The 26042-nt window shown below is 62.4% G+C and carries 26 protein-coding genes; 15 read left to right on the top strand and 11 right to left on the bottom strand.

The genetic code is table 11. The features are described 5' to 3' along the window. Positions 1 to 51: 51 nt before the first annotated feature. The 4 genes from pcaC to AC07VL_RS17055 form a co-directional block, all read right to left on the bottom strand. Positions 52 to 453: a 4-carboxymuconolactone decarboxylase gene (gene pcaC, locus AC07VL_RS17040; RefSeq protein ID WP_494806887.1), complete on the bottom strand. Its 402-nt coding sequence runs from the start codon at positions 451 to 453 to the stop codon at positions 52 to 54. A gap of 59 nt (positions 454 to 512) precedes the next feature. After that, positions 513 to 1241, bottom strand: coding sequence for a hypothetical protein (locus AC07VL_RS17045; RefSeq protein WP_494806888.1), 729 nt, complete (start codon positions 1239 to 1241; stop codon positions 513 to 515). Between the two features lie 77 nt (positions 1242 to 1318). Continuing rightward, positions 1319 to 2719, bottom strand: a complete 1401-nt coding sequence (locus AC07VL_RS17050; protein WP_494806889.1) for an alkaline phosphatase — start codon at positions 2717 to 2719, stop codon at positions 1319 to 1321. 29 nt (positions 2720 to 2748) lie between these two features. Then, positions 2749 to 4149 (bottom strand): alkaline phosphatase, encoded by a 1401-nt coding sequence (locus AC07VL_RS17055; protein ID WP_494807046.1) that lies wholly within the window; start codon positions 4147 to 4149, stop codon positions 2749 to 2751. A gap of 343 nt (positions 4150 to 4492) precedes the next feature. On the opposite strand from AC07VL_RS17055, the gene AC07VL_RS17060 reads away from it, so the two are divergent. The 4 genes from AC07VL_RS17060 to AC07VL_RS17075 all read left to right on the top strand — a co-directional run bounded on the left by AC07VL_RS17060 (position 4493) and on the right by AC07VL_RS17075 (position 8228). Further along, positions 4493 to 5362, top strand: coding sequence for an MBL fold metallo-hydrolase (locus tag AC07VL_RS17060; protein WP_494806890.1), 870 nt, complete (start codon positions 4493 to 4495; stop codon positions 5360 to 5362). Positions 5363 to 5444: 82 nt separating this feature from the next. Then, entirely contained in the window at positions 5445 to 6107 is a 663-nt protein-coding gene (locus AC07VL_RS17065) for a DsbA family protein (protein ID WP_494806891.1), read from the top strand. A gap of 106 nt (positions 6108 to 6213) precedes the next feature. Further along, a complete protein-coding gene (locus AC07VL_RS17070; RefSeq protein WP_494806892.1) occupies positions 6214 to 7677 on the top strand; it encodes a catalase in 1464 nt (487 codons plus the stop codon). Between the two features lie 176 nt (positions 7678 to 7853). Continuing rightward, positions 7854 to 8228, top strand: coding sequence for a hypothetical protein (locus tag AC07VL_RS17075; RefSeq protein WP_494806893.1), 375 nt, complete (start codon positions 7854 to 7856; stop codon positions 8226 to 8228). A 53-nt stretch (positions 8229 to 8281) separates the two neighbouring features. Here the strand turns inward: AC07VL_RS17075 and AC07VL_RS17080 are convergent, their stop codons facing one another. The 4 genes from AC07VL_RS17080 to AC07VL_RS17095 form a co-directional block, all read right to left on the bottom strand. Further along, positions 8282 to 11860: an ABC transporter permease/M1 family aminopeptidase gene (locus tag AC07VL_RS17080; protein WP_494806894.1), complete on the bottom strand. Its 3579-nt coding sequence runs from the start codon at positions 11858 to 11860 to the stop codon at positions 8282 to 8284. A gap of 10 nt (positions 11861 to 11870) precedes the next feature. After that, the gene (locus AC07VL_RS17085) at positions 11871 to 12764 is read right to left on the bottom strand and encodes an ABC transporter ATP-binding protein (protein WP_494806895.1); all 894 of its coding nucleotides are present in this window, start codon (positions 12762 to 12764) and stop codon (positions 11871 to 11873) included. Positions 12765 to 12957: 193 nt separating this feature from the next. After that, positions 12958 to 14154 carry an ABC transporter permease gene (locus AC07VL_RS17090; RefSeq protein WP_494806896.1) on the bottom strand — a complete coding sequence of 399 codons (1197 nt, stop codon included), beginning with the start codon at positions 14152 to 14154 and terminating at the stop codon, positions 12958 to 12960. Between the two features lie 4 nt (positions 14155 to 14158). Beyond that, positions 14159 to 14938 (bottom strand): ATP-binding cassette domain-containing protein, encoded by a 780-nt coding sequence (locus tag AC07VL_RS17095; protein ID WP_290607129.1) that lies wholly within the window; start codon positions 14936 to 14938, stop codon positions 14159 to 14161. A 148-nt stretch (positions 14939 to 15086) separates the two neighbouring features. On the opposite strand from AC07VL_RS17095, the gene AC07VL_RS17100 reads away from it, so the two are divergent. Together AC07VL_RS17100 and coq7 are read left to right on the top strand one after the other, a co-directional pair. Further along, positions 15087 to 15518 (top strand): hypothetical protein, encoded by a 432-nt coding sequence (locus tag AC07VL_RS17100; RefSeq protein WP_494806897.1) that lies wholly within the window; start codon positions 15087 to 15089, stop codon positions 15516 to 15518. Between the two features lie 85 nt (positions 15519 to 15603). Continuing rightward, positions 15604 to 16248: a 2-polyprenyl-3-methyl-6-methoxy-1,4-benzoquinone monooxygenase gene (gene coq7 / locus AC07VL_RS17105; RefSeq protein WP_494806898.1), complete on the top strand. Its 645-nt coding sequence runs from the start codon at positions 15604 to 15606 to the stop codon at positions 16246 to 16248. Between the two features lie 160 nt (positions 16249 to 16408). On the opposite strand, the gene AC07VL_RS17110 is transcribed toward coq7, so the two are convergent. Continuing rightward, positions 16409 to 16837 carry an OsmC family protein gene (locus tag AC07VL_RS17110; protein ID WP_494806899.1) on the bottom strand — a complete coding sequence of 143 codons (429 nt, stop codon included), beginning with the start codon at positions 16835 to 16837 and terminating at the stop codon, positions 16409 to 16411. A gap of 225 nt (positions 16838 to 17062) precedes the next feature. Between AC07VL_RS17110 and rplM the strand changes: the two genes are divergently transcribed. The 5 genes from rplM to erpA all read left to right on the top strand — a co-directional run bounded on the left by rplM (position 17063) and on the right by erpA (position 20040). Next, entirely contained in the window at positions 17063 to 17491 is a 429-nt protein-coding gene (gene rplM / locus AC07VL_RS17115; RefSeq protein ID WP_010393282.1) for a 50S ribosomal protein L13, read from the top strand. 9 nt (positions 17492 to 17500) lie between these two features. Next, complete coding sequence (gene rpsI, locus AC07VL_RS17120) at positions 17501 to 17893, top strand: 30S ribosomal protein S9 (protein ID WP_010393285.1); 393 nt, start codon at positions 17501 to 17503, stop codon at positions 17891 to 17893. Positions 17894 to 18061: 168 nt separating this feature from the next. Continuing rightward, positions 18062 to 19099, top strand: coding sequence for an N-acetyl-gamma-glutamyl-phosphate reductase (gene argC / locus AC07VL_RS17125; protein ID WP_494806900.1), 1038 nt, complete (start codon positions 18062 to 18064; stop codon positions 19097 to 19099). 90 nt (positions 19100 to 19189) lie between these two features. Further along, positions 19190 to 19579: a bactofilin family protein gene (locus AC07VL_RS17130; RefSeq protein WP_290607119.1), complete on the top strand. Its 390-nt coding sequence runs from the start codon at positions 19190 to 19192 to the stop codon at positions 19577 to 19579. 98 nt (positions 19580 to 19677) lie between these two features. Further along, complete coding sequence (erpA, locus tag AC07VL_RS17135; RefSeq protein WP_029496047.1) at positions 19678 to 20040, top strand: iron-sulfur cluster insertion protein ErpA; 363 nt, start codon at positions 19678 to 19680, stop codon at positions 20038 to 20040. Positions 20041 to 20210: 170 nt separating this feature from the next. On the opposite strand, the gene AC07VL_RS17140 is transcribed toward erpA, so the two are convergent. After that, positions 20211 to 21305, bottom strand: coding sequence for an anhydro-N-acetylmuramic acid kinase (locus AC07VL_RS17140; protein ID WP_494806901.1), 1095 nt, complete (start codon positions 21303 to 21305; stop codon positions 20211 to 20213). Positions 21306 to 21428: 123 nt separating this feature from the next. Beyond that, a complete protein-coding gene (locus AC07VL_RS17145; RefSeq protein ID WP_494806902.1) occupies positions 21429 to 22796 on the bottom strand; it encodes a M23 family metallopeptidase in 1368 nt (455 codons plus the stop codon). 152 nt (positions 22797 to 22948) lie between these two features. Here AC07VL_RS17145 and tyrS point away from each other — a divergent pair, with 152 nt between their 5' ends. Genes tyrS through AC07VL_RS17165 form a run of 4 tightly spaced genes read left to right on the top strand, consistent with a single transcriptional unit; the run spans position 22949 to position 25969 of the window. Next, positions 22949 to 24214, top strand: coding sequence for a tyrosine--tRNA ligase (tyrS, locus tag AC07VL_RS17150; RefSeq protein WP_494806903.1), 1266 nt, complete (start codon positions 22949 to 22951; stop codon positions 24212 to 24214). Next, a complete protein-coding gene (dtd, locus tag AC07VL_RS17155; protein ID WP_152253548.1) occupies positions 24211 to 24657 on the top strand; it encodes a D-aminoacyl-tRNA deacylase in 447 nt (148 codons plus the stop codon). Before tyrS ends, dtd begins: the two co-directional genes overlap by 4 nt. Before the next feature lie 32 nt (positions 24658 to 24689). Further along, positions 24690 to 25328 (top strand): YbhB/YbcL family Raf kinase inhibitor-like protein, encoded by a 639-nt coding sequence (locus AC07VL_RS17160; RefSeq protein WP_494806904.1) that lies wholly within the window; start codon positions 24690 to 24692, stop codon positions 25326 to 25328. Continuing rightward, positions 25325 to 25969, top strand: coding sequence for a histidine phosphatase family protein (locus tag AC07VL_RS17165; protein ID WP_494806905.1), 645 nt, complete (start codon positions 25325 to 25327; stop codon positions 25967 to 25969). Before AC07VL_RS17160 ends, AC07VL_RS17165 begins: the two co-directional genes overlap by 4 nt. The last annotated feature ends 73 nt before the right edge of the window (positions 25970 to 26042 follow it).

Consider the following 26042-nt stretch of genomic DNA (forward strand, 5'->3'; position numbering starts at 1 on the left):
ACATCAGGAAGCCAGGGATCGTTCCCTGGCTTTTTTTATGCGTATGAGGGGTCAGCCCCCGCCTGTTGAAGCCGGCTCCACCAGGCCCATTTCCCTCAGCACGTCATGGGCCGAGCGGAAGGCGTCGATGGCCAGCGGCATGCCGCAGTACACGGCCGCGTGCAGCAGCACTTCCTGGATTTCCTGCATGGATGCGCCATTGTTGACGGCGCCGCGCACGTGGCCGCGCAGCTCCTGGGCGCGGCCCAGGGCCGTCAGCATGGCAATCGTGGCCAGGCTGCGGGTTTTCAGGTCCAGGCCGTCGCGGCACCAGGTCGTGCCCCAGGCGTTGCGCGTGACGAAGTCCTGCAGGGGCGCCGTGAAGGCGTCCACCTGGGCGAAGGCGCGCTCGACGAAGGCGTCACCCATCACTTGTTTGCGCATGCGCAAACCGTTCTCGAATTGTTCATCCATGCCGCGCTCCCGTTGCTGTACGCTTTCGATACTAGCGAGCCGGCATGGGGTGGTCAAGCTTAGTCGAGATAGTCCGAGTATTCGCGCTGCGCGTAATTCTGCAAATTCGCCCACGGCTGCGCCTTGCTGACGCTCGGCTGCAGCTTGACGTCGACGCGGCGATAGAAGGTATTCGCGCGGTCGCCGCTTTCGATGATCAGCGGAATCTGTTTTTGCTCATCCCACAGGATACGCTGGAACACGCCATTCTTTTCCACTTCGCGCCAGCGCGCGCCCGGCACGTTCGACGCCTGTTTCGCCAGGGGCATGGCGGCCACCAGCTTCGGGTCCAGCAGATAAAAACTGTTTTCCCAGGAACCGTCGAAATTGACGTTCTCGTACTCCGCCTTCGGAATGGAGACGACGATCTTGTCGTGCGCATCGATGTATTCCACGCGCACCGTGTTCTTTTCCAGCGTCACGTGACGGGGAATGAGCACGGGGTTGAAGTGCTTGTGTTCGTGCTGCGTGGCCGCGGTCGACGTCTTCAGCGCCACTTTCCTGTTCTCGCCATGGCTGTGGCCGGCATGCGCGTCGGTGGCCGGCGCCAGCACGCGCTCGACCCATACGTGGCCGGGGCGGCGCAGCATCTTTTCTTCGTAGCGGCTTTCGCGCGTCACGCCTTCGGGCGTCAGGACGCGGCTGTAATAGGTGATGCCCAGGTCCAGGTCGGCAGGGGCGGCGGGGGCCGCCTGTGCGGTAGCCGCGAAGCCGGCGGCGAGGAGGATGGCGATCAGGGTCGGTTTCATGGTGCTGCCTTTTTGTGCAAAGGGGGCGGAGGGCATACGCCATCCGCCCCGGTGGGGGTTACGCTGCCTGTGCTACATCAAAAGCCGAATGCGGCCTTCAGCAGGTCAAATACCTTGGTGTTGTCCAGGGTGCCCTTGAAGGCCTTGGCGCCGGCGCCCGTGGCCAGCAGCTTGACGTCGCCGCCGCCATGGGTTTCACTGGCCAGGCGCACGCCTGTTTCTTGCAGGTAGTTGTCTTTCAGGGCCGTGGCGCTGTCGACGTTGCTGCGCAGGTCAGGGCGGTTCGGGCCATTGCCGAACACCAGCGTGGTGTAGGTATTGCCATCGGCATCCTTGCTCGGCTGGTTATCCTTGTAGCCGCGGTTGATGTCGAGGATAGGATTGCCGCGCTTGCCGTAGCCGTTGAACGCCAGGGTGTGGTCATGGTCGGCCGTGACGATGATCAGGGTATTGGCCAGCGTCGGATCGGTTTCCTTGATCTTGGCGATGGCCGCCTTGATGGCGTCGTCGAAGGCGATGGTGTCCGTCAGCGCGCGCTTGGCATTGATGCCGTGCAAGGCGTGGTCGATACGGCCGCCTTCGACCATCAGGAAGTAGCCATTGGTGTTTTTCGACAGCAAGTCCATGGCCTTCAGCGTCATTTCCGTCAGGCTAGGCTGGGTCGCGCCTTCGCCCAGCGGCGGCGTGGCGGTGCGGTCCAGCTCATATTCCAGGTGGCTGCGGGTGCTGTACAGGCCGATGAACTTCTTGCCGCTTGGCGCTGCCGCCATTTCCGCTTTCGTCGCGGCCACGGTGTAGCCCTTGGCGGCAAATTCGCTCAAGAGGTCGCGGCCGTCGGCGCGGCCGTACTTGTTGCCGGCCGACCATGGCGTGAAGTGGTTGCGGCCGCCACCCATCAGCACGTCGACGCCGTCGCCCAGGGCGGCGTTGTAGCCCGTGCCGCCCGGCACCGTTTGCGCGGCGATCGCGTATTGCGCATTGCGGTTGCAGATGTGCGAGAAGGTCGTCGCCGGCGTGGCGTGCGTCAGTTCCGTGGTGGTGATGGCGCCCACGGCCTTGCCCTTGGCTTTCGCCAGTTCCAGGATGGTCGGCACGGTCTTGCCGCCGGCCGGGCAGTTATCCACGCCCAGGTTGCCGTTGGCGTCGCGGCTGGGTTCCTTGGCGATCGTCTCCTGCGCCATCGAGATGACTTCATTGTTCATCTTGACGCCGGTCATGTAGGCGGCCATCGAGGGCGCGCTGTCCGTCGTTTGCGCATCGTTCGAGAACGTCTTGATGCGCGCCGTGCGCTCCAGCGTGTCCATCGCCAGGCTGCCTTCTTCCTTGTACTGGTAGATGCGCGCTGCCGTCACGACGGAGGGGCCCATGCCGTCGCCGAGGAAGAAGATGACGTTCTTGGCGTCGGCGGCGTAGGCGCCGTTGGCAACGCTGGCGGCCACGAGGGTGGTCAGCAAGGAGAGTTTCAATGCATGTTTCATGTGCTTGTCCAATTCTGATGTCTTGGTGATTACAGACCGCCGGCGGTCTTGACCAGGCCGAATACTTTGGTGTTGTCGATGGTGCCCAGGAAGGTGTCCGCACCTTTGCCGATGGCGCCCAGGAAGACGTCCGTGCCGCCGTGGGTTTCATTGCCGGCCGTCGTGCGTATCACGGCTTCCTGGTGATAGGTGTTGGCGCTGGTGACGGTTTCGTCGAGGCTGGCCATGGCGGCGCGGCTCGATTGCGTGCGGTTTTCACCATTGCCGAAGCCGATGATGGAATACGGTGCGCCGTCCAGGTCCTTTTCGACCGCGCCGGTGACGTAGTTCTTCACCACGCCCAGCACGCCCGCGTTGCCGGCAGCCGTCTTGCCCGTGCGCTTGGCGTAGCCGTTCAGCACCAGGGTGTGGTCGTGGTCGGCCGTGACGACGATCAGGGTATTGGCCAGGGTCGGATCGGTGAGCTTGGCCTTGTCGATGGCGGCCTTGATGGCGTTGTCGAAAGCGACGGTGTCCTGCAGGGCCTTCTTGGCCGTGGTTTCATGCAGCGCATGGTCGATGCGGCCGCCTTCGACCATCAGGAAGTAACCCTTCTTGTTTTTTGCCAGCACGTCCATCGCCTTGGTGGTCATTTCCGCCAGGCTAGGTTCCTTGGCCGCATCGCGGTCCAGGTCGTAGCTCATGTGGCTGGAAGTGAACACGCCGAACAAGCGGTCCGTCTTGGCCGCATCGACGGCCTTGAAGTCGGTGGCGTTGTTGGCGACGGTGTAGCTCTTCGCCTTCAGTTCGGCGATCAGGTCGCGGCCGTCGGAACGCTTGCCGCCATCCTTGAACTGCGTGAAGAATTGCGCGCCGCCGCCCAGCACCACTTCCAGGCCCGTCGTGCCCAGGGCGCTGTTGTAGCCCGTGCCGCCCGGCACCAGGGCCGCGGCGATATCGTTTTCCAGGTCGCGGTGGCAGATGTGCGAGTAGGTGGCGGCCGGCGTGGCGTGCGTCACGCGCGCCGTGCTGACGACGCCGGCGGCGAAGCCCTTGGCCTTGGCCAGTTCCAGCAGGGTGGTGGCAGGCGTGCCGTTGCCGGTGCCGCATTTGTTGACCAGCTTGTTGCCATTCGCATCCGTGCCCGGATCGATGGCCACCGTGTTGGCCGACATGGAAATGACTTCATTGTTCATCTTGACGCCGGTCATGTAGGCGGCCATCGATGGCGCGCTGTCCGTCACTTGCGCATCGTTCGAGAAGGTCTTGACGAAGGCCGTTTCCGGTAGGGTGTCCATCGTCAGCGAGCCTTCTTCGCCCACCGAGTAGATGCGCGCGGCCGTCATGGTGGTCAGGCCCATGCCATCGCCGAGGAAGAAGATGACGTTTTTCGGCGGCGCTTCCACCACCACATCGTCTTTTTTACTGTCGCTGCCGCAGGCGGCCAGCATCAGGGTGATAGCGACGCTGCAACCAGCGACGGAAATTTTTCTGCGTGTCATGTGATTCATCCGGCTAGGTTTGAAAGAGCTAGCAAGATAACAATCCAATGTGACAGCCTCATGACGATGTGACACGTTTTGTGACGGCGCTATGCCGTTGCCGTGATTGTCGTTTTAAGGGGCGTTTAGCCTGGAAAAATACACTGTGCCGTGCAAGGTGGCGCCAATCCGGTGGCGCGGCAGCGCTTATTGCATCGACTTACGCAATAAACTATTGCGCTTTATCGGGTTTTTCTACCGATTCAAGCAACGTAAGATGCCTGCATCCCCATCTACTTCGTGAAGGCGCACCATGTTCTCCAAATCCATCAGCAGCGTTCTTGTTTCCACCCTGTTTGCCGCCGGCGCCGCCTCGGCCGCCGCTGGCGCGCCCTTGACACTGGACGTCTTCAATCCGGGCGAAGCCGCCATCTTCCCCGTCGCCTCCGTGCTGGTGGCGGGCCAGCATGACGCCGTGCTCATCGATGCGCAGTTTTCGCGCGCCGAAGCGCAAAAGCTGGTGGAAAAGATCCGCGCCAGCGGCAAGAAACTGACCACCGTCTACATCAGCCACAGCGATCCCGACTTTTACTTCGGCCTGGACGTGATCAAGGCAGCGTTCCCGCAGGCCAGAATCGTCGCCACGCCGGAGACCGTGGCGGAAATCCGCCGCAAGGCCGACGCCAAGGTCGCCTACTGGGGCCCCATCCTGAAGGACAATGCGCCGCACGCCATCGTCATTCCGCAAGCCCTGAAGGGCAAGCGCATCACCCTGGAAGGGCAGTCGCTGGACATCGCCGGCCCGACGCCCTCGCGCACCTATGTGTGGATTCCGTCGATCAAGGCCGTCGTCGGCGGCGTGGTGCTGTTTGGGAACCTGCACGTGTGGACGGCCGATACGCAAAGCCTGCAGTCGCGCCAGGATTGGCTCAAGACGCTCGACGGCATCACCGCGCTGAAACCCGTCACGGTCGTACCCGGCCACTTCAAGGTAGGCTCGCCCATGACGCCCGACAGCATCGGCTTTACGCGCGACTACCTGGTGACGTTCGAGGCGGAAACGGCGAAGGCGGCCAATTCGGCCGCCCTGATCGCCGCCATGAAGCAGCACTACCCGCAACTAGGCCTCGATGGCGCGCTGGAAACCAGCGCCAAGGTCGCCAAGGGCGAGATGAAGTGGTAACCAGGTGGTAAAAACTGCCGCGCGGCGCCCGCACTGGCCGCGCGGGGTTGACTGAAACGCATTCAAGAATCAAGGAGCCAACATGGCCAACCCTACACTGCATTACATTTTCGATCCCCTGTGCGGCTGGTGCTACGGCGCCGCGCCGCTGGTCGAGGCGGCGCGCGCCGTGCCCGGCCTGACGCTGGCCTTCCACGGCGGCGGCATGATGACGGGCAGTAATCGCCGCCAGATCACGCCCGCCTGGCGCGGCTATGTGCTGCCGCATGACCGGCGCATCGAGCAATTGTCCGGCCAGCCGTTTGGCGACGCCTACCTGAACGGCTTGCTGAACGACACGACGGCCATGATGGATTCCGAACCGCCGATCACGGCCATCCTGGCGGCCGAGGCGCTGGCGGGCAAGGGCCTGGACATGCTGCAGCGCGTGCAGCGCGCCCATTACGTGGAAGGCTTGCGCATCGCCGACGTGCCCGTGCTGGTGGTGCTGGCGCAGCAGCTGGGCATGGATGGCGATGCTTTCCAGGCGGAGTATGCGCGGCAGGCGGGCGCGGCCACGCAGCGGCACATCGATGCCAGCCGTGCCTTGCTGGCGCGGGTGGGCGGGCAGGGCTTTCCCACCTTCGTGCTCGACGATGGCACGGGCAAGCTGTCCGTCATCGACATCGGGGGCTTTCTGGGCCAGCCGGGCAAGCTGCAGGCGCAGCTGGGCGGCGTGTGCGACGCGGCCGGATGCGCCCTCTAGGGGTATATTGTAAATATCTATCGAATCGATAAAATCAATTAGCTTTTCCTTTGTTGTTGACCTCGTTACACTGATCCCATCAGTCAACAACGAAGGAAAAGCAGCCATGAGTCAACAGCCGCCATTGAGCACCGCGTCGGGCATTCCCGTCGCCGACAACCAGAATTCCATCAGCGCCGGCCCCCGCGGCCCCCTGCTGCTGCAAGACTTCCACCTGATCGAAAAACTCCAGCATTTCAACCGCGAGCGCATCCCCGAGCGCGTCGTGCACGCGAAAGGTTCGGGCGCCTACGGCACCTTCACCGTCACGCACGACATCTCGCGCTACACCAAGGCCAGGCTGTTCAGTGAAGTGGGCAAGCAGACGGCCACCTTTGCCCGCTTTTCCACCGTCGGCGGCGAACGCGGCAGCGCCGACACGGAACGTGACCCGCGCGGCTTCGCCGTGCGCTTCTATACGGAAGAGGGCAACTGGGACCTGGTCGGCAACAACACGCCCATGTTCTTCATCAAGGACCCGATCAAGTTCCCCGACTTTGTGCATACGCAAAAGCGCGATCCGCAAAGCAACCTGAAATCGGCGGAAATGATGTTCGACTTCTGGAGCCACGCGCCGGAAAGCCTGCACCAGGTCACCATGCTGTTCTCGGACCGCGGCACGCCGGACGGCTACCGCCACATGGACGGCTTCGGCAGCCACACGTATAGCTTGATCAATGCCGACGGCCAGCGCGTGTACGTGAAATGGCATTTCAAGACGCGCCAGGGCATCAAGAATTTACCTGCGGCGGAGGCTGGCCGCCTGGCCGGTGCCGACCCCGACTACGCCCAGCGCGACCTGTTCGGCGCCATCGCACGCGGTGATTTCCCCCAGTGGGAAGTCAAGCTGCAGGTGGCGACGCAGGAGCAGCTCGATGCATGGGAGCAGCGCACGGGCTGGAACCCGTTCGACTTGACGAAGGTGTGGCCGCATGCGGACTTCCCGCTGCTGCCCGTGGGGATTTTCGAGCTGAACCGCAACCCGGACAATTACCACGCGGAAGTCGAGCAGGCCGCGTTTTCGCCAGCCAACGCCGTGCCCGGCATGGGATACTCGCCGGACAAGATGCTGCAAGGCCGCCTGTTCGCCTACCACGACGCCCAGCTGTACCGCGTCGGCACGAACCACCAGCATCTGCCCGTGAACGCGGCCCGCTGCCCCTTCCATAACCAGCAGCGCGATGGCGGCATGGCCATCCACAATGGCGGCGCGGCGCGCAACTATGCCAACGTGGCGGCGGCCGGCACGCAGCCGCAGGGGCTGGGCCATGGCGAGCCGGCGCTGGCGCTGGACGGCGGCGCGGCGCGCTACGACGGACGCGGCGTGGAAGACGACTACACGCAGGCCGGCAACCTGTTCCGCCTGATGTCGCCCCAGGCAAAGCAGAACCTGTTCGACAACCTGGCAGGACCGTTGAGCCAGGTGCGCCCGGAAACCCTGCAGCGCCAGCTGGGCCACTTCGACCGGGCCGACCCCGCCTACGGCGCCGGCGTGCGGACCGCCCTGCAGGCGCGTGGCGTAGCCCTGTAATTGCGTGTTGCAGGCGGAACAAGTTGGTTCCGCCTGTTGTTGATCTGGCACAAATTAGAGCTTGATATCAAATATTGCCGTATGGACATATTTACCTTCCATGCGTAGACTTGTCGGTCTGATGATCGCGCCGCCTTCCTGGCGGCGCCCTGACTAGAGAGTCTTGCAAAATGAATATGGCGAAGTTGTCGGTGCATGGGGACGACCCCACGCTCAGCTCCATCCTCGAAGTCTTGCCCACGGACCCGGAGCGGCAATGGCGCAAGGGCGAGCCGAAGGCGGGCGGCCGCGTCTACCTCGATTCCGGCTTTGAAGTGGTGATCGCGCAGGCGGCCAAGTCGCAAGTGCTGCCCTCGCGCGTGCGCACCTACCTGGCGGAATGCCGCTCGCGCGGCGTGACGTTCACCATGCCGCGCATCGTGGCGGAACTGCAACTGGAGCTGAATGGCGACGACACGCTCGACGCTCCCCTCGACCTGACCCTGGCCGACATGCAGCACCTGACGGAAATGGGCATCAGCCTGAGCCTGGTGACGCGCGCCGCCGCCTGAATCCGTGTGACAGCCCAAAAAAATGGCCGCCCTGAACAGGCGGCCATTTTTCGTCACGGTTCGTCGATCTCGACGGTGATCATATTGTCGTCCGGCTTGCGGTCGATCAATTTGTTGTCAGGATCGATGCCCGCCTTGCCGGGCCGGCTGCCGACGATGACGGTATAGCTCGCTTCGCGCGCCGTCATGCGCTGGCGTTCGCGCAGCAGCGGATGGCCATTCGCATCGTCGACGCCGATCTCGATCAGGTCGTGCAGCGGCGCTTCCTGCTCTTCGCCCTGCGCCCCTGCCGTCAATTTGCTGGCCTGTACCTTCACGGTGACGACATATTTGCCATCGCTGCGTTTCGTCGCCGCAGCCGACAGGGCGCGGTTGTCGAACAGCACGATTTTTTCGAACAGGTCGTCGATCAGGTAAGCCTGTTCGGGCGGCGTGACCTGGCGCAGGCCGCTTATCAGAGCCGTCACGCTGGCATAGGGCGGGCCTTGCTGGCCATAGGTCTTGAGCAGCTCGCGCAGCACGCCGTTGACCTTGTCCTCGCCGATGATGTCCTGCAGCAAGTACATGGCCAGGCTGCCCTTGTGGTAGTGGATGTAGTCCTGGTTTTCATTGTCGGCCAGCGGCAGTTCCTGCCGGCGTTCCTCGCTGCGCCCCATCAGGTATTGATTCAGGTCATAGTGCAGGAAGCGGCGCATCCTGGACGGTCCCACGTTTTTCTTCATCACCATCAGGGCCGAGTACTCGGCCAGCGTTTCGCTGAGCACGGTGGCGCCCCGCGTGTTGCCGCCCACCAGCTGATGCGCCCACCACTGGTGCGCCACTTCATGCGCCGTGATGTAGAACGGATAATCGAGGTCCTTCGGGTTGCGGTCGTCGACCCTGGCGATGAAGCCCAGTCCTTCCGAATACGGAATGGTATTCGGGAACGACTGCGCATACATGGCGTAGCGGGGGAATTCGACGATGCGCAGGATCTTGTGCTGGTAGGGGCCGAAGTTCTTCGTGTAGTACTCGAGCGCTTCCTTGCTGCCACGCACGAAGCGGTCCAGGTTGAACTCATGGCCCGGGTGGTAATACACGTCGATGGCCACGTCTTGCCAGCGCTCGTGCCTGACGGCGTAGCGGGCCGACTGGAACGAGTAAAAGTTCAGGATGGGCTGGTCCATCGTGTAATGGAAATAATGGCGGCCATTGGCGATCCAGTCGTTGTCCAGCATGCCCGGCGCGATGGCCGTCTGGCCGTCGACGGTGCTGACGGTGGCGTCGAAACGGATGCGGTCGGCGTCGTTGCTGACGTAATTGTCGGCCAGCCCCCGCGCATCGTCGCGCGGCAGGGCGCGCGCGCGGGGCGGCAAGCCGTGTTTCTTGCGGTCGCGCGGGTCCGTCAGTTCCAGCTGGGGCTGGTAGCCGATGTGCGGCAGCACGGCATTCGTGAAGAAAGTGCCGTTGGCCACGACGGGCGTGTCCTGGCCCAGGCCGAAGATGCCGCGCGGTGCATAGGAAATGTCGAAATCGAGGCCCAGGGTGGCGCCCGGCGCCAGCGGCGCGGCCAGACGGTAGCTGTAAAAGCCCAGCTTGCTGTCATCGAGGCCGGGATGCACGCGCGCATCGAAGCGCAGGCGCATGGTGGCCGTGGGATCTTGCTGCACAAAAATGTGGCTGATGGGCAAGCTGGTCTTGTTCTGCAGCTCGAAGCGGCCCTTCACGGCCAGGCTGCGCTGCCCCGGATAGATGGCCACGTCGAGTTTCACGTCGGTGATGCGCGGCTGCGGCGTGGCGGCAAACTTGCGGTACTGGCGCTCGAAGCTGGCCCGGTCCGCGTCGCGGGCAAATTCGGACTTGTAATCGTTGGCTACGTGGAAGGTGTAGAACAGCACGGCGCCGGCGCCCGTGAAGATCAGGGCGCCGATGGCAAAGCTGGCCAGCACGCCCTGCGTCAGGCCATGGCGCGCCAGGCGCAGGCGGATGCGCCAGCTATCCTGCGCGCCGCGGGGCCAGAACAGCAGCGCCAGCACCGTCAGCATGACGGCCGCGCCACTCCAGTACAGCAAGTACCAGCGCTCGCGCAACACAAAGTGGCCGGCGCCGTTCATGGCCGAATACACGACGTCCGGCGTGCTGGCGTACAGCAGCAGCGGGTCGCCCAGGCCCAGCGAGGCAAAGCTGAGGCTGGCGATGTGGTAGAGGATCATGGCGAAATATGCCAGGTACTTGTGATTGATCACGACCTGCAGGAAGATGGCCAGCACGGCGATCAGTGCGTAGTAGGGCAGGTGCGACAGGAACAGCGATTCCACATACAGGCCGGGGTCGAGGCGGTAATAGCCCTTGAAGACCTGGATCGACATGCCGCACAGCATGATGACCACGCTCAGCACGGCTTGCAGTCCCACCAGCGCACACAGTTTCGACAGCAGGGGCAGCCAGTTCGGCACGGGCAGGGCGTCGAGCATCAGACTGGTGCCCGCTTCCCGTTCGCGCCACACCAGTTCGCCCGCATAGAAGGTGGTGATGACCAGCATGAACAGGGCGAACGAGGAGCTGACCATCTCCAGCACCTTTTCCGTGACGGGATAGGTATTCGTGCCGTAGATGGAACCCATGTCCAGCGCGCCTGCATACATGGTCAGCACGCCGGCCAGCACGATGACGACAAAATAGATGTTCTTGATGGTTTCGCGCAGGTTCAGCCAGCTCATCTTGAGGAGCAGGGCGGCCAGGCTGCGCTGCGCAAAGTCCGGCGCTTCCTGCGTGTCCAGGGAGGCGTGCGACAGGCGCAGGGGCGCGTCGCCGTCGCTGCGGCGCTTGGCGGCGCCCGCGTCCGTCGTTGCGTGGAACTGGAAGCGCCAGTAGCCCAGCAGCAAGGCCACGAGGGCGAAGCCGGACCAGATGGCGCGGTTCAGCAGGTACACGCCTTCCAGCGTGACCAGGCGCGTGTTGCGCTCCGCATTTGGCCAGTATTCCGTCAGGCGTATCAGCGCCGTGGTGCCGAAGGGGTCGATCAGGGCAGCCAGGGTCTTGTAGTCCAGGTCGCGCGCCAGCGAGGGCGCCACCAGGTAGCCGATCAGCATGACTACCGAGCTGATGTACACGGGCAGCATGCGCCGCGTCAGGGCCGCGATGACGAAGAAGATGGCGCCGAAGATGAACAGGTTCGGCAGCAGGGTAAACACGTAGGGCATCAGGTAGGCCAGCGCCCGTTGCGGCCCCAGCCGTTCCGGGTCGATGCCGGGCAGCCAGGCGCCCAGCCAGGCGCCGATCACGATGCTGGAAAACACCACGGCCAGCACCAGCCAGGCGCCGAGGAAGCGGCCGAAGACATACTGGTATTTCTTGATCGGCGCGCTGAAGAAGAAATGCTGCATGCCGTACTCGAAATCCTGCTGCACCGAGCGGCCCATCATGGCGGCCACCACCACGGCGCCGAAGCAGCCCAGCACGCTGCACGTGAAGGCCAGCGAACGGGGGGCGTTGATCAGGAACTTGCCGCCGAAACTGATGCTCGCTTCCTTGAAGACGCCGCCGGCGGCCGCCATCCACAGCATGGCCAGGGCCAGGAACATGGCGAAATACACCCAGGTGGACAGCAGCTTGAGCCGCTGCCGCGCTTCGAAGCGGGCGATGGCAAACATGGCTGCCTCCTCAGTCGCACTGCGGGGCGACGCGGTGGCGCCCCGCAATGGTGGCGAAATACAGGTCTTCCAGGTCGCCGATGGCTTCCTCGAAGCCGTCGCCCGGGTCGTCGTCGCTGTAGACGTGGATCAGGGTGCGGCCCGACAGCAGGCGCGTGGAAATGACGGCGTGGCGCTGCTGGAAGCTGGCCAGCTCCTTCTTGTCGACGAAGCGCGCCCAGATCTTGCAGCTGACTTCGTCGATCAGTTCCTGGGTTTTGCCGCACAGCAGCAAATGGCCCTTGTTGATGATGGCCATGTTGGCGCACAGGTCGGCCACGTCGGAGACGATGTGGGTCGACAGGATCACCGTCTTGTCTTCGCCGATGTCGGACAGCAAATTGTGGAAGCGCACGCGCTCCTGCGGGTCGAGGCCGGCCGTCGGTTCGTCGACGATGATCAGCTTGGGGTCGCCCAGCAGGGCCTGGGCGATGCCGAAGCGCTGGCGCATGCCGCCGGAAAAGCCGCCCAGGCGCTGGTGGCGCACGTCGAACAGATTGGTTTGCTGCAACAGACCGTCGACCACTTCACGCCGGCGCGCCCGCTGCGACAGCCCTTTTAACATGGCGAAGTGGTCCAGCAGCTCGTAGGCCGTCACCTTCGGGTACAGGCCGAAGTCCTGCGGCAGGTAGCCCAGCAGGCGGCGCACCTCGTCCTTGTCGTCGAGCACGTCATAGTCGCCGAAGAAGACCGAGCCGGAATCGCATTCCTGCAGGGTGGCCAGGGTACGCATCAGGGTCGACTTGCCGGCGCCGTTCGGCCCCAGCAGGCCAAACATGCCTGGCGGGATCGTCAGCGAAACGTTGTCCAGCGCCACCACGCCATTCGCGTAGGTCTTCGACAATTTGCGGATCTGCAATTCCATACAACTCCTTGCTCATGCTGTTGCAGCCCCGCGCTGCGGGACTTCTCTATGCTGGCATTGTATTGAATTTAAGACGTACTGGGCAGTTGCATGCGATGCACGGCATTTTCGCGTGCCCAGAGTGCAGTTGGACGGGGTGGGCGGCGCGCCGGCGGCGGGGAGCAGATTGCCCCGCTGGCGCGCCGCCTGCGCATTAGTTACGGAACAGTACTGACTCCCGGTTAAACCACCAGCGGCACAGCATCAGCAGGGCGCCGGCGATGACGGTGGTCGAGGCAAGGATCACGCCGAACATGCGGTAATCCATGGTGCCTTTCACCAGTTCCTTCATGGCCAGCGACACGTTGGTCAGCGGCACCATGGCCCAGATCCAGTTCAGCTCGACGCCAGGCAGCATGGCCGTCACCGTGGGCAGGATGACGAACAGCATCAGCGGCGTGATCATGCCGGCCGCTTCCTTGTAGCTTTTCGCATAGATCGAGATGGAGAGCAGCAGCGAGGCGAAGATGGCGGCCGTGGGCACCAGCATCAAGGTGACCATGGCCAGGTCCGGCAAGCCGATGCTGTGCACCAGGATGGCCATGTGGCCTTCCAGCGAACTGCCGAAGATGGCCAGCAGGATGCCCATGCTGCCCACCATCAGCACGGCGGACGTCATGCCGACGGTAAACAGCACGAGGAACTTGGCCAGCACGATGGCGCTGCGCGGCACCGGGGCCAGCAACAGGGTTTCCAGCGTGCCCCGCTCCTTTTCGCCCGCGCCCAGGTCGATGGCCGGGTACATGGCCGCCGTCAGGCACACCATCAGCAGCAGGTAGGGCACCATGCCGCCGATGATAGCGCCCATCTGCTCGCGCTCGTTGGCCGTCGATTTCTTGTCGAGCACGATGGGATTGAGGGCAAAGGCCAGCTGGGCGGGACTCAGGTTCAGGGTCGAGAGGGCGCCTTCGCGCAGCCCCGCGTTGTAGGCGTCGACGATCTCGCGCACGCGCTGGTGCGTCACGTCCACGGAGCTGGCGCTGTTGTAGTGCAGCGTGACCTTGGCCTGTTCTTGTTGCTTCAACGTATCTTCAAAATGCGGCGGGATGACCACGGCGAACTTGATGGTGTCGTCGCCGATGGCGCGGCGGATTTCCGCCTCGCTGGCCAGCGGCACTTCGCGCAGGTTGTGCTGCTGCGCAAAACGCGCGCTCAAGCCCGGCGAATGGTCCTTGCCGAACAGGGCATAGCGCATTTCCGCCGTCTTGGCGTTCTTGAACATATTGCTGGAAACATAAGCGAAGCCGCCAAAGATCAGCGGCATGGCAAAGATGGGGATGAGGATGGTGAAGATCAGCGTCTTGCGGTCGCGCGTGAGCTCCAGCAACTCTTTCAGATAAATGGTCCACATGGCATCACGCTCCCTGGTTGATGACGCTGACGAAGGCGTCGTACAAGTCCGCGCTGCCGCCCAGATGGCGCAGCGCGTCGATGGTGCCGTTGAAGGCGGTGGTGCCGCGGTTGATGATGCAGACCCGGTCGCACAGCTTTTCCACCTCGTGCAGGTGGTGCGTGGAGAAGATCAGCGGCACGCGCAGCGCCTTGTAGCTGGCGATGAAGTCGAGCAGGATCTTGGCCGACATCACGTCCAGGCCCGTGGTCGGCTCGTCGAGGATCACCACCTGCGGCTCGTGCACGACGGTGCGGGCGATGGCACACTTTTGTTTCATGCCCGTCGACAACTGATCGGCCCGCTTGCCGCCGTATTCCTCCATCTGCAGCAGGGAAAACAGCTCGTCGCAGCGGCGTTTCAGCTTGTCGGCCGGCATGCCGTGCAGGCGGCCAAAGTATTCCACGTTCTCGCGCGCCGTCAGGCGGCCATACAGGCCCGTCGAGCCGGACAGGAAGCCGATGCTCTGGCGCGCCACCAGCGGCTGCTGCAGCACGTCGACGCCATTGACGAGGGCGCTACCCGCATCGGCCTGCAAGGCCGTCGACAGCAGGCGCAGGGTGGTGGTCTTGCCGGCGCCATTCGGCCCCAGCAAGCCCAGCACTTCGCCGGGGGCGCAGCTGAAACTGACGTCGCGCACGGCATGGAACCAGCCGTCGTGTTCGCGTGGATCGCTGATGTGCACGGCCTTGCCCTTGTGGGGCGGCATGCGGAAACGTTTTGCCAGGTGCTTGACCTCAATCATGTGCATCATCCATTCGACAGGGAGGAGCTAGAGTAGCATGTAAAAAATGTAACTTGCAAGATGGAAATATCGTTTGATCTATTGAAAAAAACAGCATCTTCATGCAAGCTGGCCCGGTGGGCGCCAGCGGACGGCGCGGGAGAGGGCAATGCAAACGATCGATCAGGCGATGCAGGACAAGGTACTGGCCGTGGCGCGCGCCGGCATGACCAGCGCCGAAGCCATCGGTTTCTTCCGCGTCAGCCTGGGCCTGTACTACCTGGCGGGACTGATGACGGAGGAAACCCTCGATTTCAAGCAGATCGACGCGCAGTACAACCGTTTCATCTACCACTCGCTAGGTGGCGGGCACAGCATTGCCAGCGTGCTGCAATTCATGAGCGGCGAGAAAGTCTTGCGCGTCCTGCAGTCGGAACGCTTCCTCGCCGCGTTTGCCCGGCACTGCCCGGACATTCCCGTCGACAGCATTTCCTTCCTGATTTCACTGAACCTGGGCGTGGCGAAAAGCCTGTCCGGCCTCGACGCCGTCGGCCCCGTGGTGGACTGGATCGAGCAGGAAAAAGCGCGCACAGGTCAATAAAGCCCCGTTTGCCCTGCGCGCTGCATGGGGACGCCTGGCCGTGATGGTCCTATAATTCATGTTTTCCCTTACATGAATAGCCACGATGAGCGCGAAGCCTTACTTTGACCCCCTGGATCGTTTGATTGTCGGCGCCGACAAGGCCTTGCGCGTCATCGCGGGCGTGGCGTCCGCCTCGCGCCCTTCGCCGGCCGCGCACGCGCCCGATGCGGCATTGAGCCCGGCCGAGCAGCGCCACAGCGCCGGCTTGATGCGCGTCAACCATGTCGGCGAAGTCTGCGCGCAAGCCCTGTACAACTCGCAGGCCCGCTATGCGCACAGCGCCGCCATCCGCGCCCAGTTCGACGAAGCGGGCCGCGAAGAGGAAGACCACCTGGCCTGGACGGCGCAGCGCCTGACGGAGCTGGGCTCGCGTCTGAGCCTGCTCAATCCCCTGTGGTATGCGGGGTCCTTTGCGCTGGGCACGATTGCCGCGCGCATGGGCGACGGCCGCAGCCTGGGTTTTGTCGTGGAAACGGAACGCCAGGTGGAAGCGCACCTGGCCAGCCACCTGCAGGAATTGCCCCCGCAGGATGCGAAATCGCGCGCCATCGTCAAGCAGATGGCCATCGATGAAGTGGAACACGGCGCCGCCGCCCAGCGACTGGGCGCCATCGATACCCCGGCGCCCGTCAAGGCGCTGATGGGGCTGATGGGGAAAGTCATGACCAAGACGGCGTATTATATTTAAAACAAAGGCGCTCCGAAGAGCGCCTTTTTTATGCATGCCTGAGACGTGAAACGCCTGGCAAAACCGTAGCGAGCGGAAGGGAGAGGTGGTCGAGAAGCGCAACCGTGCTGGAGAACGGTGAGCATCGCAGGCCGCCTATACCGACGCGCAGCAGGTTTGGTCAGGCACTTTCCTCGATGATCTCGAAGGAATGCGTGATCTCCGCGGTTTTCGCCAGCATGATCGATGCTGAGCAGTATTTGTCATGCGACAAGGCCACGGCCCGTTCCACGGCCGTCGGTTTCAAAGACTTGCCCCGCACGGTGAAGTGGAAGTGGATCTTGGTGAACACTTTCGGATCGGTCTCGGCGCGGTCGGCCTTCAGGGTCACTTCGCAGCCACTGACGGCTTCGCGCCCCCGTTTCAGGATCAGCACCACGTCATAGGCGGTGCAGCCGCCCGTGCCCAGCAAGACCATTTCCATGGGGCGCGGCGCCAGGTTATGGCCGCCGCCGTCGGGCGCGCCATCCATGGTCACCAGGTGGCCGGAACCCGTTTCTGCCCGAAAACTCATGCCCGACGGGCCATTCCAGCTGACTTTGCATTCCATCGTACTCTCCGAAAATTGTAAGCGTTTTGTATTGTAATAGAGGAATGCCTGTCCATGTGCCGGCCGCCGGGCCGCAGCCGGCCTGCATTGCGGCTTGACGCGGCAGGGCAAAGCCGCTTATACTTGTCGGCTTTCCGTTCGCTCAGGAAAAGTAAATAAGGCAGAGTCCGTACAGCAATATAGTCGGAACCACCATTTGAGCGTGTAATCTATTAGGAAGTCAACATGAAAACATTTTCCGCTAAAGGACATGAAGTCCAGCGCGATTGGTTCGTGGTTGACGCGACGGACAAAGTCCTCGGACGTGTTGCCAGCGAAGTGGCACTCCGACTGCGCGGCAAACACAAACCAGAATTTACTCCTCACGTCGATACCGGCGACTTCATCGTCGTCATCAACGCAGGCAAACTGCGTGTGACCGGTACCAAAGCTACTGAGAAAATTTACTACCGTCACTCTGGCTATCCAGGCGGCATCTACGAAACCAACTTCCAGAAAATGCAACAGCGTTTTCCAGGTCGCGCGCTTGAGAAAGCGGTCAAGGGCATGCTGCCTAAAGGCCCACTCGGCTACGCAATGATCAAGAAGCTGAAAGTGTACGCGGAAGGTTCCCATCCGCACGCTGCTCAGCAACCTAAAGCACTTGTTCTCTAAGGAACTGACATGATCGGTAATTACAATTATGGAACCGGCCGTCGCAAAAGTGCAGTGGCTCGGGTTTTTATCAAAGTTGGCACAGGCTTGATCGTTGTTAACGGCAAACCAGCAAACGAATACTTTTCGCGCGAAACGGGTCTGATGGTCATCCGTCAACCACTGGAACTGACCGGCAATGTCGAGCGTTTCGACATCAAAGTCAACGTCCATGGCGGCGGTGAGTCGGGCCAGGCTGGTGCAGTTCGTCACGGCATCACCCGCGCTCTGATCGACTACGATGCAGCGCTGAAACCGGAACTGGCAAAAGCCGGCTTCGTGACCCGCGATGCACGTGAAGTCGAGCGTAAAAAAGTTGGTCTGCGCAAAGCACGTCGCGCAAAGCAATTCTCGAAGCGTTAATTTTTACGCTGCAGCACCTTCCCGGTGCTGTGCGAAAAGCCGCTGGACTCCGGTCCCGCGGCTTTTTTGCATTTCAGCGGGATGTGCCGTTGCGCTGTAAAATACGCGGAAATCCCATGGGGGGCGTCTCCCCTCCATCTCTATGCAGTCTATACACAAGGAAAGAACATGATCAAAGTTGGCATCGTCGGCGGCACTGGATACACGGGCGTGGAATTGCTGCGTTTGCTGGCAACCCATCCGGATGTCGAGTTGACGGCGATTACTTCGCGCAAGGAAGATGGCTTGCCCGTTGCTGACATGTATCCTTCCCTGCGCGGCCACGTGAGTCTGGCGTTTTCCTCGCCGGAGAAAGCCAAGCTGGAGCAGTGCGACGTCGTCTTCTTTGCCACGCCCCACGGTGTGGCAATGGCGCAAGCCCCGGCCTTGCTGGCCGCCGGCGTGAAAGTCATCGACCTGGCCGCCGACTTCCGCCTGAAAGACCAGGCCAAGTTCGAGCAGTGGTACAAGATTCCCCACACGGCCCCTGAACTGATCGAACAGGCCGTGTACGGCTTGCCGGAACTGAACCGCGAAGACATCAAGCAAGCCACGCTGATCGCCAACCCCGGCTGCTACCCGACCACCATGCAGCTGGGCTTTTACCCGCTGCTTAAGGCGGGTCTGGTGAATGCGGGCGGCCTGATCGCCGACTGCAAGTCGGGCGTGTCCGGCGCCGGCCGCAAGGCGGAAATCGGCATCCTGTTCTCGGAGAGCAGCGACAGCTTCAAGGCTTACGGCGTGGCCGGCCACCGCCACCTGCCGGAAACGACGGCGCAGTTGCAGCGTTTCACGGACGACAAGGTGGCGCTGACCTTCACGCCCCATTTGGTGCCGATGATCCGCGGCATGCATTCGACCCTGTACGCGCAGCTGAATAAGGACGTCAGCAATGAAGAGCTGCAAGCCTTGTTCGAAGCGCAATACAAGGACGAGCCTTTCGTCGACGTGATGCCATTCGGCTCGCATCCGGAAACCCGCTCCACGCGCGGCTCGAACATGCTGCGCCTGGCCCTGCACCGTCCTGAAGGCGGCAATACCGTCATCGTGCTGGTGGTGCAGGATAACCTGGTCAAGGGCGCATCGGGCCAGGCCGTGCAGTGCATGAACTTGATGTTTGGCTTGAAAGAAACGGCCGGTTTGCAACATATCGCCGTGATGCCTTAAAAATAGGCACGAGTGCTTGCGCGGGTCCAGCGCGTTTTTGCCGGACCTGTGCTAAATTGGACTGCCACGTACCCCCATAGGATGACGTTCATGTTCGAGCGCAACGCGAAAAACCCCATCGATACCCTGATCGGCGCCTCGACGCGGATCGAGGGCGACTTGCTGTTTTGCGGCGGCCTGCGCATCGATGGCCATGTGCGCGGCAACGTCACGGGCGAAGCCGGCGACCCCACCTACGTGGTGCTGGGCGAGGCGGGGCGCATCGATGGCGAGGTGCGCTGCTCCAGCCTGGTCGTCAGCGGCGAGATCAACGGTCCCGTGTACGTGTCCGAAATGCTTGAAATCCAGCCAAAAGCCCGCATTGTAGGAGAGGTCTACTACAAGGTGCTGGAAATGCACAGCGGCGCATTGGTGCAGGGTAAGCTCAGCCGCCATGAAAGCGCCGACCCCGTGCTGCACCTGGCCGTGTCTGAAATGTGATCAAGAACAACAGTGGCTGCTGGCGCCGAGGGCTGGCAGAGCGCGAGTTGCGCCAACAGTCTATAATGAGTTAATGTTTTCTAGTAGGAGTGTCCGATATGAATGCCGTCGCTGAAATGCAAGATGTGATCCCTTCACCCATTATCTTTACCGATAGCGCCGCCGAGAAAGTCGCGCAGCTGATCGAAGAAGAAGGCAATCCCGACCTGAAATTGCGCGTCTTCGTGCAAGGTGGCGGCTGCTCGGGTTTCCAGTATGGCTTCACCTTCGACGAAATCGTCAATGAAGATGACACCACCATGGTCAAGAACGGCGTTCAGCTGTTGATCGATTCCATGAGCTACCAGTACCTGGTCGGCGCGGAAATCGACTACAAGGATGACCTGGAAGGCGCGCAGTTCGTGATCAAGAATCCGACCGCGACCTCGACCTGCGGTTGCGGTTCGTCGTTCTCGGTATAAGCAAGCACACCTGAGACAACGTCCATGGCGGCGTTGTATTGCCTCGCCGTACTATTCGTACTGTCTTCGGCAATGCGCCTTGCCCTGAACGTCTTTCAGGTGCACCGGTTTACAGGCGCAGCTATACAAATAGCGGATCGATGATCCGCTATTTGTGTTTCTACATCTGCTCAACGCGGATACAGCGCCCCCAGCACCCGTAATCCCCGCGCGCCCGTCACGGCCGGCAAGTTGCCCGGCTTGCGCTGGGTGAAACGCCAGGCCAGCCAGGCGAACGCCAGCGCTTCCACCTGGCTGGGCGCCACGCCCAAGGCGTCCGTCGATGCCACCGCCATGCCCGGCAATTCCCGCGCCAGCGCCGCCATCAGGCTGGCGTTCTGCGCGCCGCCGCCGCACACATACACGTTTTCCGCCTGCGCCCCGTCGCGCGCGATGGCCTGCGCCAGGCTGGACGCCGTCAATTGCGTCAAGGTTGCCTGCACGTCGGCGGGCTGGGCGCCACGGTGATTCGCCAGCTTGTCTTGCAGCCAGTCGGCGTGAAAGAGGTCGCGGCCTGTGCTTTTCGGCGCCGGCAAGTCAAAATATGGGTCATGGAGCAAGTCCGCCAGCAGGGCAGGGATGACCTGGCCCGTGGCGGCCCAGGCGCCGTCGGCGTCGTAGGGCTGGCCCAGGTGCCGCAGCACCCAGCCATCCATCAGTGCGTTGCCGGGGCCCGTGTCATAGCCCGTCACCGTGCCGTCCGCGTGCAGCACGCTGATGTTGCTGATGCCGCCGATGTTGGCCAGCACGCGCGTGTGGCCCGGCGCATTGAAAATGGCCTGGTGAAAGGCGGGCACCAGCGGCGCGCCCTGGCCGCCGGCCGCCACGTCGCGGCTGCGCAGGTCGGCAATGACGTCGATACCCGTCAGTTCGGCCAGCAGAGCCGGGTTGTTCAGCTGGCGCGTAAAGCCCAGTTCGGGGCGGTGGCGGATGGTCTGGCCATGCGCACCGATGGCGGCGATGGCATCGGCACCGATGCCCGCGTTGCTCAGCAGCATGGCGACGCAGTCCGCGTAATGGCGCACGAGTGCATTGGCGGCCAGTGCTTCGCGTTCGATTTCATTCTGCCCGGCACTTTGCAGCGCCATCAGGTCGGCGCGCAGGCTGGCGGGAAAGGGAATATAGGCGTCGCCCAGGCTGCGCACGCTGCCGTCGTCGGCAAAGTCGACCAGTGCGCCGTCGACGCCGTCCAGGCTGGTGCCCGACATCAAACCGATATACAGCATGGGTATTTCCTCGCGTGCGTAAGTAATGGATGCATTGTGCCGTATTTTCTCGTGCACATAAAACAAAGGCACCGGCCATCTGCATGGGCGGTGCCTTTGATTGTTGCCCGAAGGCAGTGTTGCTTAGCGCGACGCCAGGGCCGTGTCGTTCGGACGCAGCAGGGTGAAGCGGTGCATCATGTCGGCCGACACGAGGCGGAAGCGGGTCAGTTCGGCAGCCGTCAGCGGCGCCTGTGCCTGGACGTTCAGCTTGCTTGGGTCCTGTGCCACGCCGCCGACGCGGAATTCATAGTGCAAGTGGGCGCCCGTGGACCAGCCGGTGGTGCCGACGTAGCCGATCACATCGCCCTGGCTGACTTTCTGGCCTTTTTTCAGGCCGGAAGCGAAGCGGCTCATGTGGGCATAGGCCGTGCTGTAGTTGGCCCAGTGTTTCAGGACAACAACATTGCCATAACCGTTTTGCATGCCGACGGAATCGACCACGCCGTCGCCCGAAGCGCGGATGGGCGTGCCCGTTGCTGCGGCGAAATCGATGCCCTTGTGCGCTTTCCAGTTGCCGGAAATCGGGTGCACGCGCATGGAGAAGCCTGACGAGATGCGGGAGAATTCGAGGGGGGATTTCAGGAAGGCTTTTTTGAGGGACTTGCCGTCGAAACTGTAGTAACCGCCGCCTTGCTTGCTGGCTGGGTCTTCGAACCAAACGGACTGGTAGGTCGTGCCGCGGTTGGTGAATTCACCGGCCAGGATGCGGCCCGCTCGGACAAATTCGCCGTCTTGCCAGAATGTTTCATAGACAACATTGAACGAGTCGCCGCGTTTCAGGTCGGAGCGGAAGTCGATATTGGTGGAGAACATTTCCACGATTTGCGCGGAAATCGAGTCTGGCAGGCGGGTGCCGTCCAGGCTGGAGTCGGTGGCGGCGAACAGGGTGGAGGTGATCTTGCGCGCGTGCATTTCAACGCGGCGTTCCAGCTGGGCTGCCACTTCCGTGGCCACGAACTTGTCGCCCTTGCGGGTGATCAGGATGTTCTTGACCGATTTGTCGGTGCCGTCGACGAGAGTGGCGCGCATCCAGTTCAGTTCGCCGGTTTCGGACGTTTGCGCCTGTACGCGCTTGCCCGATTTCAGCAACATCACGCCGCGCGCAATCTTGTCCGTCTTGATGAAATTGGCGGCCGCCGCATCATCCACGCCGAGACGGGTCAGCAGGGTGGCGAGGGTATCGCCGGCGCGGACTTTTTCTTCGTGGGTGAAATTCTGGTCTACCTGCTCCATCGCGGAGATTTGCGAGGCGATATCCGGCATTTCCAGGTTCTGGGCGATCGACTTGACCGGCAGGTCGGACGCGTCGGGCGCCATGGGCGACACAGCGACCGCGCCGAAGGCGGCCACGGCAAGCAGCACTGCCGACACGCCAATAATGCGTGCCTTGCGCGTCGTCGCCAGCTGTGTGTACAAGCGTGAGCCTGTGATTTTATGTATAGGGTTCATGCAATCAGTTAAAATTTGCCCTTGAACGTGACCTGAACTAGTGCTTTTTGTTATTGTTATTTTGGTTCGCTCATACGGCAAGATTGATGGGATCGAGCATTATAACAAACTCCGCAAACCTACTACCATTTTGAGATCTACAGTCAAATTTTATGGAAATCAACACCACTGCATCGCCTACAAAGGCTAACGCCGCTCAGACCGCGCTGCCGCTGTCGGACAGAGTACAAGAAGCCCTCGCGATTACCAAGCGTGGCGTCGACGAACTCTTGATCGAAAGCGAATTTGCGCAAAAATTAGCCCGCTCCGAGAAAACCGGTGTTCCACTGCGCATCAAACTGGGCCTGGACCCGACCGCACCCGACTTGCATCTGGGCCACACTGTCGTCCTGAACAAGATGCGCCAGTTGCAAAACCTGGGCCATCAAGTCATTTTCCTCATCGGCGACTTCACTTCCATGATCGGCGACCCTTCGGGCCGCAACGTCACGCGCCCGCCGCTGACGAAAGAACAGATCGAGATTAACGCGATGACGTATTTCGCGCAAGCATCTTTAGTGCTGGACGCCAGCAAGACGGAAATCCGCTATAACTCCGAGTGGTGCGATCCGCTGGGCGCGCGCGGCATCATCCAGCTCGCTTCCCACTACACCGTGGCGCGCATGATCGAGCGCGACGACTTCACCAAGCGCTTCCAGGGCGGCATTCCGATTTCCGTGCATGAATTCCTGTACCCGCTGATGCAGGGCTACGACTCGGTGGCCCTGAAATCGGACCTGGAACTGGGCGGCACGGACCAGAAGTTCAACCTGCTGGTGGGCCGCGAACTGCAAAAGCAGTACGGACAGGAGCAGCAGTGTATTTTGACCATGCCGCTGCTGGAAGGTTTGGACGGCGTGGAAAAAATGTCCAAGTCGAAGAATAACTACATCGGCATCACGGAACCGGGCAACACCATGTTCGCCAAGCTGATGAGCATTTCCGACGTCATGATGTGGCGCTACTACGAGCTGCTGTCGTGGCGCTCGATCGCCGAACTGGCGCAGCTCAAGCGCGAAGTCGAGGAAGGCCGCAATCCGCGCGATGCAAAGGTTGCGCTGGCGCAAGAAATCGTCGCCCGCTTCCACTCGCAGCAGGCGGCGGAAGAGGCGCTGGCCGATTTCGTCAACCGCTCGAAGGGAGGCATTCCCGACGATATCCCGGCAGTGACCCTGGCCGGCGCGCCGCTGGGTATCCCGCAATTGCTGAAACAGGCGGGCCTGTGCCCATCCACCTCGGAAGCCATGCGCAAGATCGACCAGGGCGGCGTGCGCATCGACGGCACCGTCATCAGCGACAAGGGCCTGCAAGTGGCGGCTGGCGAATTCGTGTTGCAAGTTGGCAAGCGCAGTTTCGCGCGCGTCACCTTGACGGCATGATCGCGCTGCTGCAGCGCGTTACCCAGGCGAAGGTCGACGTCGGCGGCGCCACCGTCGGCGCCATCGATGCCGGCCTGATGGTGCTCGTGTGCGCCGAGCGGGGCGATACGGAGAAGGAAGCGGATGCCCTGCTGACAAAGCTGCTGGGCTACCGCGTGTTCGCCGATGATGCCGGCAAGATGAACCGCAGCGTGACGGACGTGGCCGGTGGCTTGCTGCTGGTGCCGCAGTTTACACTGGCGGCCGACACCAAGTCCGGCACGCGCCCGTCGTTTACGCCGGCGGCCGCGCCGCAGGACGGCTTGCGCCTGTTTTCGCACTTCGTGGAACAGGCGCGCAGCCGCCATGCGACCGTGCAAACGGGGCAGTTCGGTGCCGACATGCAAGTGTCGCTGACGAATGACGGGCCCGTCACCTTCTGGCTGCAAGTGAACGCTAAATAAGTGCAAAACAATAACTAAAGGGGGAGCAAGCGATGAAATTGTGGAGCGAGACGTTTCGTGATGGCGGCCTGATGCCGGCCGAGTATGCCTTTGCCGAGATCGATCCGGCCAGCCGCGTGCGCCTCGCCGGCAACCGCAATCCCCATCTGGCCTGGGACGAGGTGCCCAACGGCACCGAGTCGCTGGTGCTGTTCTGCATCGATCCCGATGCGCCGCAGGACGCCAGCCTGGTCAATGTTGAAGGCCAGGTCTTGCCGCTGGCGGCGCCGCGCGGCGATTTTTATCACTGGAGCTTGCTCGACTTGCCGCCCACCTTGCGTGCCATTGCCGCCGGGGAATTTTCCAGCGGCATCACGCCGCGCGGCAAGGCGGCCGCTACTGGTAACGGGCTGCGGCAAGGTTTGAATGACTATACGGGCTGGTTTGCCGCCGACCCGGACATGGCCGGCGACTATTACGGCTACGACGGCCCGTGCCCGCCGTGGAACGACGAGCGTATCCACCATTACATCTTCCGCCTGTACGCGCTCGAAGTGCCGCGCCTGGACTTGCCGGCGCGCTTCACGGGGCAGCAAGCCCATGCCGCCATCTATGGCCACATCCTCGACGAAGCCCAGCTCGTCGTTGCCTACTCGCTCAATCCCGGGCTGGCACTTACCTTGAAAACATGAGCACAAACATACTATTGATACGCCATGGCGAAACGGCCTGGAATGCGGACCGTCGCCTGCAGGGCCATATCGACATCGCCCTGAACGCGGCGGGCCTGGCGCAGGCGACCGCGCTGGGGCAGGCGCTGGCGGACGAGCCGCTGGCCGCCATCATCGCCAGCGACTTGCAGCGCGCGCAGCAGACGGCACAGGCCGTGGCCGACGTAAAACATTTGCCCGTGCAGACGGACTCCTTGCTGCGCGAGCGCTGCTATGGCGCCTTCGAAGGCTTGTTGTACGCGGACATCGCGGCGCGTTATCCGCATGAATACGCGCAATGGCAATCGCGCCAGATCGACGCCGTGATGCCGTCGGGCGAACGCCAGGCGGAGAGCTTCCGCCAGTTCTATGCGCGCGCGAACGGCGCCATCGCCCGCTGGGCCGAACGCCATGACGGCCAGACGATTGCCATAGTGGCCCACGGCGGCGTGCTCGAGTGCGCCTACCGCGAGGCGGTCGGCATGACGCTAGACAGTCCACGCGACTTCCAGGTGAAAAATGCCAGCGTGAACCGTTTTTCTTACGCGGATGGCAAGCTGCATTTGGTGCACTGGGGAAATGTCGAGCATTTGAGCGCGCCCGCGATGGACGAGCTGGGCTAAGGGCCTGGCGAGTCGTCGGCCCGGCCCGCCAGCGGCCTGTTTTGCTGTGCTGCACAAGCGCATCGCCCGCTCT

This window comes from Janthinobacterium sp. GW821-FHT03C08 (assembly GCF_059420905.1).